At 65.0% G+C, this 13,010-nt stretch carries 9 protein-coding genes; 5 read left to right on the top strand and 4 right to left on the bottom strand.

Annotated features, from left to right (window positions below):
* Positions 1-38: 38 nt before the first annotated feature.
* Complete coding sequence (locus IT350_12800; GenBank protein MCC6158924.1) at positions 39-2,348, bottom strand: methyl-accepting chemotaxis protein; 2,310 nt, start codon at positions 2,346-2,348, stop codon at positions 39-41.
* Positions 2,349-2,624: 276 nt separating this feature from the next.
* On the opposite strand from IT350_12800, the gene IT350_12805 reads away from it, so the two are divergent.
* From IT350_12805 to IT350_12815, 3 genes are all read left to right on the top strand, one after another.
* Positions 2,625-3,371: an NAD(P)H-binding protein gene (locus IT350_12805; protein ID MCC6158925.1), complete on the top strand. Its 747-nt coding sequence runs from the start codon at positions 2,625-2,627 to the stop codon at positions 3,369-3,371.
* Positions 3,372-3,497: 126 nt separating this feature from the next.
* Positions 3,498-5,435, top strand: a complete 1,938-nt coding sequence (locus IT350_12810; GenBank protein ID MCC6158926.1) for a polysaccharide biosynthesis protein — start codon at positions 3,498-3,500, stop codon at positions 5,433-5,435.
* On the top strand, positions 5,432-6,448 hold the full coding sequence (locus tag IT350_12815) for a hypothetical protein (protein MCC6158927.1): 1,017 nt from the start codon (positions 5,432-5,434) through the stop codon (positions 6,446-6,448). Before IT350_12810 ends, IT350_12815 begins: the two co-directional genes overlap by 4 nt.
* 18 nt (positions 6,449-6,466) lie before the next feature.
* Here the strand turns inward: IT350_12815 and IT350_12820 are convergent, their stop codons facing one another.
* Together IT350_12820 and IT350_12825 are read right to left on the bottom strand one after the other, a co-directional pair.
* A complete protein-coding gene (locus tag IT350_12820; GenBank protein ID MCC6158928.1) occupies positions 6,467-7,438 on the bottom strand; it encodes a hypothetical protein in 972 nt (323 codons plus the stop codon).
* A gap of 17 nt (positions 7,439-7,455) precedes the next feature.
* Entirely contained in the window at positions 7,456-9,456 is a 2,001-nt protein-coding gene (locus IT350_12825; protein ID MCC6158929.1) for a hypothetical protein, read from the bottom strand.
* Positions 9,457-9,605: 149 nt separating this feature from the next.
* On the opposite strand from IT350_12825, the gene IT350_12830 reads away from it, so the two are divergent.
* Positions 9,606-10,304, top strand: a complete 699-nt coding sequence (locus IT350_12830; protein ID MCC6158930.1) for an SRPBCC family protein — start codon at positions 9,606-9,608, stop codon at positions 10,302-10,304.
* A gap of 16 nt (positions 10,305-10,320) precedes the next feature.
* On the opposite strand, the gene IT350_12835 is transcribed toward IT350_12830, so the two are convergent.
* Positions 10,321-10,860, bottom strand: coding sequence for a DUF1566 domain-containing protein (locus IT350_12835; GenBank protein MCC6158931.1), 540 nt, complete (start codon positions 10,858-10,860; stop codon positions 10,321-10,323).
* 135 nt (positions 10,861-10,995) lie between these two features.
* Between IT350_12835 and IT350_12840 the strand changes: the two genes are divergently transcribed.
* A complete protein-coding gene (locus IT350_12840; protein ID MCC6158932.1) occupies positions 10,996-12,738 on the top strand; it encodes an alpha-amylase in 1,743 nt (580 codons plus the stop codon).
* The last annotated feature ends 272 nt before the right edge of the window (positions 12,739-13,010 follow it).

The following is a 13,010-nucleotide window of genomic DNA, read 5'->3' on the forward strand; positions in this document are numbered from 1 at the left end:
GGCCCAACCCGTCCCCGCATCGCAAACCTGCCGGGTGTTTACACGCGGAACTGATCGACCACGCGACCGAGCTCGTCCGCGAGCAGGGTCATCTGTTCCGAGACCTCGTTCGTGACCGCCGCGCCGCGCGCCGTTTCCTGCGCCGCGAGGTGCACGTTCTGAATATTGCGAGACACGCTGGTCACGGTCGTCGCCACGTCCTCGATGCCCCGCGCCACGTCGTTGCGAATGTGATCGCGCAGTTCCTGGACGCTGCGCGACATGCCCGCCACGCCGCCCGCCGCCGACGACATCGCCCGCGCGATCTCGTTCGTCGCCGCCGTCTGCTCCTCCACCGTCGCGGCGATCGTGTGCGTGATCTCGTCGATCTCGCCCACCACACCCACGACGGCCGTGATGCTTTCGACCGCCTTGCCGGTGCGCTGCTGCATTTCGCGGATCTGTTCGGCGATTTCGCCCGTGGCCGTCGCGGTCTGCTTCGCCAGTTCCTTCACTTCGTTCGCCACCACCGCGAAACCCTTGCCCGCGTCGCCCGCGCTCGCCGCCTCGATCGTCGCGTTGAGCGCCAGCAGGTTCGTCTGATCGGCGATGTCACTGATGGTCTCGACCACCACGTCGATGCGCTTCGACGCCTCGGCGAGCCGCTGAATCACGTCCGTCGCGTCCCGCGCGATGGTCGCGGCTTTGCCCGCGATCGTCGACGCATTCGCGCAGTTTCGCGCCACCTCGTTCAGGCTGCCCGACATTTCCTCGATCGACGCGACCACCGAGTTGACGCTCGATGCCACTTCCTCGGACGACGCCGCGATCGTATTGACGCCCGTGGTCATGTTTTGCGTGACGTCGTTGACATGCGACACGTTCGCCGTGATCTCCTCGGTCGCCGCGGCTACCGCGTTGGTCTGCGTGTTCGTTTCCTCCGCGCCGCTGGCGAGGCCCGAAGACACCGTCGAGAGCTTCGACACCGTTTGGCGAAGCGCACCCGTGTTTTCGAGCACGCTACGTACCGACTTCTGGAGTTTCTCGGCAAAGACGTTGAAGTTTTGAGCGAGCTCGCCCACTTCGTCGGCAGTCGTGACGTCGAGACGCCGCGTCAAATCGCCTTCGCCCTCGGCGATGTCCTTGAGCACCGTGTTCGTCACACGTACGGGCTTCGCGATGGCGTTGCCCACCACGAGTGTGAACACCACGCCCAGCAGCATCGTCAGCACGCCCGCCACGATGAAGCCATTTCGCATCCGGCCGAATCCCGCCGCGAGTCGCTGGTTCACGTCGTGAAAGTCGTCTTCGTACGCGCCCGCGCCGATGACCCAATCCCACGGCTCGTAATAGGTGTACGCGCTGATTTTCATGCGCGCTTTCGTTTCGTCCTTGTTCTTCCACGCGTAGCGGATCACGCCGAACTCGCCGGGCTTTTTCGTTTTGCCTTCGTTCACCATCTCCTGGATGAACGTCTTGCCGTCGGCGTCTTTCGCGTCCCAGATGTTCTCGCCGTCGCGTTCGCCGTTTTTGGACACGACGTAGTGACCCATCTCGTCGCCCGAGCCGCCGATGACAAACACGTAGCCGGATTTGCCCACGACGGTCTCGTAGATCGCCTTGCGCAACGCGCCGTTGCCCTCGATGGGCACGCCGATAAAGAGCGCGCCGATGGTCTTGCCCGCGCTGTCTTTGAGCGGCTCATAAACGGTGGACATCCAGGTATCGACGACCTTCGCGCGGCCCTCGTAACGTTCGCCGCGCGCGATGGCCGCCGCGACGGGGTTCGGCTTGCCGTCGGGGTTTGTCGAGGGAATGTACGTCCCTACCGCGCGCTTGCCGTCGGCCTTTTTCACGTTCGTCGCCACGCGCAGCAGGTCGCCCTGCTCGTTCATCTTCTGAAAGATCGTGCACGACGCCCCGATCAGGTCGCGGACGTCGTCGACTACGGGCGCTCGCTTCAAGAAATCGGTGAGCGGTTCGACGGGCGCGACGCCGAGCGTGAGCCGCGGCAGCTTCACGGCCTGAGCCTGCTTGGTGAACTGGTTTTCGGCCTGCCACTCGACCACCTGATCGACCGCGAGGCCGGCGCCGCCGCCGTCCTGCAACACCCGCTTCGCGACGGCGAATCCCGAGCCGAGCTCGTGCTGAACCGTGGCCGCGTGCGCGTCGATCATATGATTGACGCCCTGCAACACGGCGCCGAGGCTGGAGTTGGTCATCCCATCCATCTGTTCGGCGACCTCTCCCTGCATGCCGCCGCCGAGATAGAGGGCGATGAGCGTGAGTGCGACGACGGGCATGGCGACGAGCGCGACGCCCATCGCGAGCAGTTTGGACCTGATGGAACGGAAACGCAGAATCGACATGAATTTCTCCCCCACGGCTCAATCCCCGAGCCGGTCGAAAGACCCACAAAGCGAACCCTTGATATCGAAAAAAGAACGACCACGCGCCCGGCGGTGGTCTTTTTCTTGGACTCGAAAATTTTCGATCGAACTCGTTGCTCATGACAGGATTCGGCAGTGCACCACAGGTCCTTCATAAAAATCGTCATTCTTTGCGAACGGCTCGTTCTCGAAAAACCTTCTATCTCCTCCAAATAACTCCCCCGGATCGCGAAAACGTGCTAATTTCTCTTCCGCATGGCAAGGCAGGATAATCCTCTCTTCATCATCGGCGCGACGGGCTACACGGGCCGCGAGGTCGTTCGCGCGGCGCGGGACGCGGACATCGAGGCGGTCGCGCATGTTCGCCCGGACTCTCCGCGCCTCGCTGAATGGACGAGCCGTTTCGCGGGGATCGGCGCGCGTGTCGATACGACGCCGTGGAACCTGGGACCCCTCGCGGACGCCTTTCGGCGGGAGAAACCGGTCGCGATCGTCATCGCCATCGGCACGACCCGCGACCGCGCCAATCGCGTCGCCCGCGCCGGCGGCGATGCCGGGGGGCAGAGTTACACTGCGGTGGATTTTGGTCTGACGAAGATGGTCGCGGACGCGGCGGTCGCATCCGGCCGGCGTCCGCGGCTCGTGTATCTCTCCGCGATCGGTACGACCGCGAGGTCGACGTCGCCCTACGGACGGGCGCGCTGGATGGCGGAGGAGGCTGTGCGCGGGTCGGGTCTGCCGTTCACCATTGTGCGCCCGGCGTTCATCAGCGGCGCGGACCGCGACGAGCCACGTCCCGCCGAGCGCGTCGCCGCGGCATTCTTCGATACGATCTCGACCACGGCGGGAGCAATCGGATTCCGCAACTTCGCGCGGCGCTGGCGAACGATCGACGGAGGGCAGCTCGGCCGCGCCCTCGTTCGCGTGGCGATGGACCCCCTGTTCGAAAACCGGATCGTGGAATCCGAGGATCTGACCGAAAAGCTGCCCGTGACGCTCTGACCAGTTCGGCCATTCGGTCATTTTTCACGAGCCGGGTGTTGCCCTTATTTGCGGCTGTCGCTAAACTCCCGAGGCTGTTGATTCGATATGAATAAGGATCGGGGCCGGAAAGGGACGACCACCCTCATGGGTCTTCGCGAGGATCTACGCGGCAGGAATTTTCTGGATACGCCGTTTGGACACAGCGTCCTGCGGTTTCGGCGCGTCTTTATCGTATCCAGCCAGATATTTCTTATCATTTTCGGCTATTTTCTCGCGTTTTCACTGCGTTTCGACGCGTCCGAATCCGACTACGCGGGACGCCTCTTCTGGCGCAGCGCGCCGTGGATCATCCTCATCAAGATCGCGGTGTTCTACTACTTCGACCTGTATCGGGGGTGGTGGCGCTACGTCGGCATGGACGACCTGACCGACATCATCCGCGCCAGCACGGTCTCGACGCTCGCCTTCATCGTCGTCGCGGTCTTTTTCTTCCCGGGCTTTCCTCGTTCGATCTTCATGATCGACTGGTTCATCACGATCACTTTCATCGGCGGCATCCGATTCTCCCTGCGCGCCTTCCGCGAGAAGCTGCTCAACGAACGCACGCCCGTGGGCTCCAACGTGCTGATCTACGGCAGCCGCCAGATCGGCGTCGAGCTGCTCAAGGAGATCCGCAACAACGAAGCCCTGCGCCTGAACGTCATCGGATTCATCGACGACTTCGCGCCGAAGAAGGGTTTCAAGATCCACGGCGTGTCGATCCTCGGCGGCCGCGAGGAAATCCCGCGCATTCTCGAGCGACACAAGGTGGACGAGATCATCATCACTTCGCCGGCGCTCAAGCCCAAGGAACTCAAGGACCTCATCAGCCGGTTCCGCGAGACCAACGTGCGCTTCAAGATCGTTCCGCCCATGGCGGACATTCTCAACGAGCGTGTCTCGGTCAAACAGCTTCGCGAGGTGTCGGTCGAAGACCTGCTCGGACGCAAGACCGTGCGTCTCGACCAGGACCTGATCCGCTCGCAACTCGAAGGACGCACGATCCTCATCACCGGAGCGGGCGGCTCGATCGGAAGCGAGCTGTGCCGTCAGATCGCGGGCGTCGATCCCGACACGATCGTGCTGTTCGAGCGTAACGAAAACGCGCTGTTCATGATCCAATGGGAACTCGTCCAACATTTTCCGCATGTGCGGACGCTGCCGATCATCGGCGACATTCTCGACCGCGCGAAGTTGCTGGCGGTGATGGCCGAGCACCGTCCGCAGGTCGTGTTCCACGCCGCGGCTTATAAGCACGTGCCGATGATGGAGCTGCACCCCATCGAGGCCCTGCGCAACAATGTCGAGGGCACGCTCAACGTCGCCCTCGCGGCGATCGAGCGCGATGTCGAGCGATTCGTCTTCATCTCCACCGACAAGGCCGTGCGCCCGACCAACGTCATGGGCATGACCAAGCGGATCGGCGAGATGATCCTTCAGTCGCTCGCGCAGAAAAAGCCGGCGACGAAATTCATCGCGGTGCGTTTCGGCAACGTGATGGGGTCGTCGGGCTCGGTGATTCCGCTGGTCCACCGGCAGATTTCCGAAGGCGGGCCGGTCACGGTGACGCACCCCAAGGCGCAACGGTACTTCATGACGGTGACCGAGGCGACGCAGCTCGTGATGCAGGCCGCGGCGATGGGACAGGGCGGCGAGATCTTCGTGCTCGAAATGGGCGAGCAGATCAACATTCTGGAACTCGCGCGCAACCTGATCCGCCTGTCGGGGCTCGACGCGGACAAGGACATCGAAATCAAGTTCGTGGGGCTTCGCCCGGGCGAAAAGCTCTCGGAAGAGCTGTTCACCGGCAAGGAAAAGATGGAGCGCACAGCGCACGACAAGATCTACGCCGAACCCTCGGCGCAGCTCGGCGTGACGCGTGATTTCGATCAACGGGTCCGGCGGCTGATCGAGCTGTCCGGCGAGGAACGCGTGGACGAGACGATTGTTTTGATGCGAGAATTGACGCGTCAGGGGATGTCCGAAACGGCGACGGACGAACATCCCCCGGCGGTTCTGCACACTCCGCGGAGAGACGGATGAAATCGGGAATGCGCATGGGGGCATGGAGCCGGGTCGCCGTCGTCGTTCTCGCGATCTTCGTGGTCGCCGGGCCTGCACTGGCGCAGGACGAGGATGAAGAAGAAGGCGCGGCGCCGGCGACAACCGAAGTCGAACCCGTCGCGCCGTCGGGTCCGCAGGTGCAGGATGCGAAGCCCAAGGTCAACAACCTGCCGCAGAACTTCAAGGGCATGTCGGGTCTGTTCTTCACGACGTCGTCGCGCACGCTCGACCCCGGCACCGTCGAGGTCGGCACGGCGTACCTGCAACAGTCCAATCCCGATCCCGATTACACGCGCACCGAATACGTCTTCAACGCGGGTGTCGGCATTCCCGGCAACTTCGAGTTCGGCCTGCACGTCCCCTATGTCGAATCCAACCTGACCGTCGGCGAGCACATCGACGAATTCGGCCGGCGCGAGCGGACATTCGGCCAGGAGAACCACGCGGGGATGGGCAGCGTCGAAGGCATGTTCAAGTGGGGCTACGCGCATCCGTCGCTCTTTCTGCCGCCGCTGGCCATCGGCCTCGGCGGAATCGCGCCGGGCATCGCTTACGACGACGGCGTCTCCGACGTGAAGAGCTGGGGCGCGCGCGTGCTCGTCGCGACCGGCGTCGAGATCAACGACCTGTTTTTCACCGAGTACGCCTTCGCGATCATGGCCGACGGACAGCTCGTGCTGCGCGACCTGGGCGTGAGCGGACGCGACTACGAGGAAAAGAGCGGCGAGGTCCACCTCGGGATGGTCTTCCCGCTGCATCCGCGCAACTTCGTCACCCTCATCGTCGAGTACGACGGCGTTTTGATGCGCGGAACCACGAACGAAGAAGACCGCAACGGCATCGTCGGCGCGCTGCGTTTCACGACGCATCACATCAACGTCACGGCGGGCGCGGAACAGGTTTATCTCGAGGCGCGGGACATGGACGACGAGACGCGTTTCTTCGCGAACCTCAGCTACAAGCTCGGCAAGCCGTATCCGCTGTTCCCGTAAGCGGATTCATCCGGTTCGTCAGAGAACGATTCCCGAAACAACGTCGATCACCGGCTTTTCCGACGCGGCCGATTTGAGGGCATGCGCGAATTCGAATGCATCGAACGCGCCCTTGAACCGCGCGGTGGGATTCGACGCCACGAAACGCAGGTCGAACGAACGCACGACGCCGATCGACGCGCACGCGCCCCGCAGCGCGCGCCACTCGCGCTCCTCGCAAAACACCTTCGTCGCGTCGTTGAGCAGCACGCGCCGCCCGCGCGCGATCCGGGCCAGATCCGCCGCCGCCTCGCCCAGCAGCGGCCCCCGCACCCGCACCCATCCGTCGGTAAAAACAATCGACGCACCCGGCACTCCGCCCGGCGTCTCGATGCCCGCCGCATCGTCGTCGGGCTCGGCGGCGCGCGGCAGGCTGAGCAACTCCACCCAGTAGCGAATCGCGGCGGTCACCTCGCCGGTCGTTGTTCCCAAATCGCCCGATACGATGAGCGCCAGCGGCGCTTCGTCGCGCATCGCCATCTGCGTGCGCCGCGAAAACGCGCCGTCCACCAACCCGATGCGCGCGCCCAGGCGCCGCATCCGGTCGCACACCTCGGCGCAACGCGCGTTGGTTTCGGGGCCGAGAATCTCGACGTTCGCGGCGCGCCGCGCGCGGGCGATCTCAAGTGCGCCGATCGGCGTGACGAAGCCCGTGGGTGCGACGGGCTCCAGCGCGTCGCCCGCGTCGTCCAGCATCCGACGCGTGAGACAGACGAGGTTGCCGGCAAAGACCTCGACCGGCGGCTTTTCGGTGCCGAGGATCGCGTCGCGGCCCTCTCCGTCGTGGCCGATCGTCGTCACGCCCACGGCGGTGTCGCGTGTCGCCAGCATGCGATTCACCGCGTTCATCGCGGTCGTCTTGCCGGCGTTCTTGCCGGACCCCACAAAAAAGAAGGGGCCCGATACGCTCGCGAGCGCGCCCTCCAGCGCACGGCGCACCGCCTCGCTCATCGTCCACGTTTCCGACATCACGGCATTGTCGGCGCGCGTCCCGGCGCTGTCCAGTCGGATTCGATGCGCGCGAGGCACATGCGCTCGCCGCGCCCGTCGAGACGCAGCCCCATGTCGGCGAGGCGCTCGGCGAGTTGCGGCGTCCGCAGCATCGGCAATTCGCGAGGCGCGCAGCGCCACTTGGCGATGAGGGCGAGCGCCGTACCCGACGCGTAGCCGTTTTCGAACTCGGCGACGCGCTCCGGCGTCGGCGCCAGCGGCGTGAAGCGCGAGAGGGTGGTGAACGGCGTGGAATCGAGCTCGAGTTCCGCGAGGAAACGCCCCATGCCGTTCGCGATCGCCGTCCCCGCGCACGCTTCGTCGCCCGTGTTCGCGAGCAGCGACGCGATCGCCGCGCGGGTCGGCGCGGCGTCTTCGATGCGAAAACGCGCGTGCGTACGAACCTCGTACTGCGCGAGAAATTCATACGCGAATCCCCGCGCGAGATCGGCGTCGGAGCGCGTGCAGACTTCGGTGAACGAGCGCCCGACGGTCTCGGCGTTCGGGTCCTCGAACATGCCGTTGAAGACGCCGCGCAGCTGCCGCCGCCCGAGTCCGAGCCGCCACGAGGCATCCGCCGTCGGCCCGCACGACGCGCGCACGAATTCGGGCGCCTGCTCGCCGCGATCCAGCGCGAGCGTTTCGCACGCCAGCGCGCGCCACTCCGAAGGCAGCCGTTCGATCTGACCGGCGATTTCGCGCCACGTCTCCTCACGGTCGCCGCGAAGTTCGAGCGCGTTCCCCCACGCGAAGGGCGCGTTTTGCTCCACGATCGGGCGCATGTTGTCGCCGCGCAGCTCCCACATCCATGCGCCGGGAATTCCATTTCGCCATTGCGTCGCGACCGACGCGACGGTTTGCGGCACGCGCGCATCGAACGCGCCGGCGACGATCAGCGGTATCAACGCGCATGCGGCCAGACGCGGCCGCGATGCGAACGTCCACGCGGCGAGGGCCATGGCCGTGGGGAAAAGCGGCGTCACGTAGCGATATCGATAGACGGCAAGCGCGTACGGTTCGACCGCAAAGCTCGAGAGCACGTTGGCGGTGAAGAAGGCCGCGATGTGGAGCACGAGGGCGCGCAGCACCCAAGGACCGGCGCGGTCGGCGAATCGCCGCCGCGGGCGCAGGGTCTCGGACGCCGCGAGCAGGAGCGACACGCAAACCACCGAGACGGCGAGCCAGGTCGCCGCGCGTCCATGATATTGCAACGCCTCCGGGACGACCTCGACGAACGCACGCGCGCGGGCGAGCAGATCGGGGTGTTCGGCTTCGAGGTTGAGCGAGCGGTACATCGCGTGCTGGTAGAGCCAGTGCGGGCTATAGGTCGCTACGAAAGCGGGCACGGCGGCGAGGAACGGCCGAATCGCCGCGCGACGCCATCGCCAGATGGTGAGCAGCGCGAGCGGCGCGGCAACGAGCAGGCTCTGCAGGCAAAAGAAACTCGCGAATCCCGCGAGCGCGCCCAGCAGCGCGAATCGACCCGGCGAGGGCTCCGCGTCGTCCGCACCGGCGAAGACGAGCAGCATCGCGCCGATCCATGCGATGCTCTCCATGTGGTTTGCCCACGCGAGATGCTGCATTTGCACGAGCGCAGGCGGCGCAAACAGCCACCACGCCGCGAAGAACGCGGCCGCGCGCGGCCCGAAGGCTCGGCGCACGAGCGCGATCCACAGCGCGGTTCCCGCCGCGGCGAAGAGAAGCCCGAGCGCCTTGACCCACAGGATCGACGAACCGCCGAGCGCGAAACCCGGCGCGAGCACAAGCCCGTAGATGAATGTGCCGTGCGTGTGATGGGCATATTGATAGTGCCACGCGGGCAGGGCGAGGCCCTCGACGAGCGCGCGGGCGAGGTTGCCGCTCATGGCCTCTTCGTGGTTCCAGATATGCAGACCGGTGTCGGGCGCGGACAGGAAGACGAGCAGATGCCAGACGCACCACGCCGCCCCGTAGATCGTCCACGCGCGGCGTTCGGTCATCGTCGGCATCTTCACCGCGTCATGATCGAGAAACGCGCGGCGACGCGCAACCGACCTTCGTGAACCGGCACGCAAAATCGTCGCGATCCCCTTTTGAACCCGCGCGCGCCTGGGGTATGGTATCGCCTCGCTTTCCCGGAGCCGGTTTCATGGATCGACCGCGCGCGTTGTTCGCCGCAGCCCTGATGATCTTTTTCTTCGGCGCGTTCGCCGGCGCCGACGAGGACGTTCCGTCTTCGCCGCCGTCGTTCACCGCCGACGAGCGCGCGAAACTCGACGCGGGCGATCCCGTTATGCGCGAGGAACGGTTCAACGACGCCAAGGGCCAGCGCGCGGGCAAGGCCATCGCCTACATCCGCGTGAACGCACCGCCGACGAAGATCTGGGATGTGATTCTGGACTTCGATCGCTACGCCGAATTTTACCCCAACCTCGGCGAGTCGGTGCTCACGAGCCACACCGGCCATGAATACCATGTGAAGTTTCTGCTCAACGTGCTGGGGCTGCTCAAACTGCGCTACCACGTCATCCACACGTACACGCCGGAACGCGGCGCAATGACGTGGAAGATGGATCAGACGAAGAAGAACGATTTCCAGGAGACGACGGGCTTCTGGAAGATCTGGCCCGACGAGGGCGGCCGGTCGCTCGTGTGTTACTCCGTCTATATCGAGGCGGGGCGCGGCGTGCCGAAGTTCGCCGAGGACTTCGCGGACAAGCTCGGCCTCACGACGTGGGGCCTGAAAAAGGTCGTCGTCAGCCTGAAGAAGCGCGTGGAACTCGGCGCGGCGTTCAAGGGCGACGGCGATCACCCCGAGGGGGCCAACATCGCCGAGCCGACGCCGTAGTCACGGCGCTCGTGCATCACCACGGCGTCAGCAGGCACCGCGCGTAGCGGGGTGTTTCGGTGCTGCCGAAGGTCACCATCGCATCGCCGAAGAAGATGTACCCCATTAGTCCGTAACCCTCGAGCTGCGACGTGGACCAGAAGCTCCCGCAGACGTGGTCGAGCTCCGACGGAGCAAAGCAACCGCCCACGGGCCCTTCTTCCTCCCAACAGCCGTCACAGTCGAGGCTCTCGCATTCATCCGACAGGCAATCGGCGGCGATCTGACATGAGCCGCCCGTTTCGGTCGCCGGGCAGCCGCGGATCAACGTGCGAAGCTCGCCGATGTTGGGAAGCCGCCACAGGTCGCCGCCGCCGAGTTCGAGGCTGTCGCAATACGCCACGGCATCATCCCACGTGAGCTCCTCGGGCGAGCGCCCGACCTGCCACGTGAAGCCCGTCGCGGGATCGATCCACGTGTCGCCCTTGTCCTCTTCCTTATCGTCGTCTCCCGCGCACGCGCACGCCGCGCACATCGCCACGCAACCGAACATCACCGCAATTCGGATGAGTCGCATCGCCATACTCCGACGGAAATTCCGGAAGGACACATCTTACTCCCTCTCGCGAGGCGCGCCAATGAATTTTGGTGTCTTTTCGGCGGCGCGACGTTTGGGATACCCTGTGATGTCCTCAAAACCCGGAGCCCCACGATGAACCAGCCGATTTCGGTGCGCGAACTCGATTTTTCTCCCAAGCCCGGCAAGACCTACTGGAACTGCGAGCGCGAGTGGCGCGAGGAGTTCATCTACTTCCTCATGGTCGACCGTTTTCACGACGGCAAAACCCGCAAGACGCACTCCGGCGCGGCGCGCGCGAAGGGCTACGGCGATGCGGCGCGTTTGCGCCGGTTCTGCGGCGGCACGCTGCGCGGCATCACGCAAAAACTCGACTACATCAACGGCCTGGGATGCACGGCGGTGTGGTTGTCGCCGATCTTCGAGAACGACGGCGCGCCCGACCCGGCGGGCGGCTCGTATCACGGTTACGCGATCCGCAACTACCTGAACATCGATCCGCGCTTCGGCACGAAAGACGACCTGTGCGAGCTGGTGGAAGAAGCGCACCGGCGCGGCATGCGCGTGTTCCTCGACGCGGTCGCCAACCACGCCGGCGACGTCTGGCGCTACCCGGGCGACTACCCCTACTTCTACAGCTCGGACCACCGGCAGTTTCCGCTCGAAGGCTTTCGGCATCCGCCCGATCCCGGGAGCGGTTTCCCCGGCTATCCGCTGCCCGTCGAGCTGCAGAACCCCGATTACTACCACCGGCGCGGCCAGATTCGCGATGACGGGTGGGACCGTTACCCCGAGACGCAATGGGGCGATTTCTTCACGCTCAAGGGCTTCAACAACGACGAGGACCCGGCGGGCATCGAGCTTCAGAAGGTCATCATCGACTGCCACAAATACTGGGTGCGCGAGGCGGACATCGACGGCTATCGCATGGACGCCGTGAAGCACATGGGCGAGACGGCCATCGCCAGGTTCTGCCAGGGGATTCGCGAATACGCCTACGCGCTCGGCAAGCGCGAGTTCATGCTCTTCGGCGAGCTCGTGGGCGGCGACGAGGTGATCCACCGCTACACCGGGCCCAACACCGCCGGGCAACTGGGCGACAAGACGGTGTATTACGGCCTGTCGAGCGTGCTCGATTTTCCGCTCTACTGGACGCTGCCGTCGGTGCTCAAGGGCTTCGAAGCGCCGTCGCGGCTCGGCGCGCGCTACGACGCCCTGCGCGGCCACGCCCTCAGCCGCGGCGAGCTCGGCCGTTACCTCGTCACATTCGTCGATAACCACGATCAGATCGGTCAGAACTACAAGCGAAGGTTTGCCGCCGGCGCGACCGACGAGCAGGTCATCGCCGGGCTCGGCTGGCTGCTGTGCGCGCTGGGCACGCCGTGCGTGTATTACGGAACCGAGCAGGGGCTCGAAGGCGAGGGCCACGGCGACGAGTTCATCCGCGAGGCGCTCTTCGATCCCGACGATCCCGCGCGCGACATCCTCAATCCCGATTGCCGCATCTACCGCGAAACCGCCGCGATCGCGCGCGTGAACCGCGAGAACCCCGCGCTGCGCTTCGGTCGCATGTATATGCGCGACGTGTCGGCGGACGGCCTCGATTTTCGCCCGCCCGACCGCCAGCCGTGCACGCTGGCGTTCTCGCGCGTGCTGGCCGACCGCGAGGTCGTCGTCGCGTACAACACCTCGACCACCGAGACGCACGAGGACTTCGTGATCGTCGATTCGGCGATGCACGCGCCGGGTTCGACGATGCGTTATCTGTACGGCGGCACGGGGACGGTCGAGGTGCACAGACACCGCGACCACCCGGTGAACGACTCGCGGTTCGTGCGAATTCCGCTCGCGCCGATGCAGTTCGTGATTGTGGGGTGAGGTGCGAAACCGGGTATTCTGTCCCCCTCTGAAGGCGAGACAAATGAATGTGGGTAGTATCGAGCCGCCGCGTCCGACGCGCCGGGCCGTCAGAGCCCAGGGCGCGTCCGGCAGGCGGCGTTCGCCCACGGGAGGTGTTCTTTGCCGAGACCGAGCAAGTTTACCGATGTGCGGAAGTACGAGATCGCGATGGAGCTGATGTCCGGCAAGTCCTCGCCTGGGGGAGGTTTGCCGAAAGTGGGAGATCAGCTCGACTTACGCCTGCACGTTGA

This window comes from Deltaproteobacteria bacterium (assembly GCA_020845895.1).
Lineage (GTDB): Bacteria > Lernaellota > Lernaellaia > JACKCT01 > JACKCT01 > JADLEX01.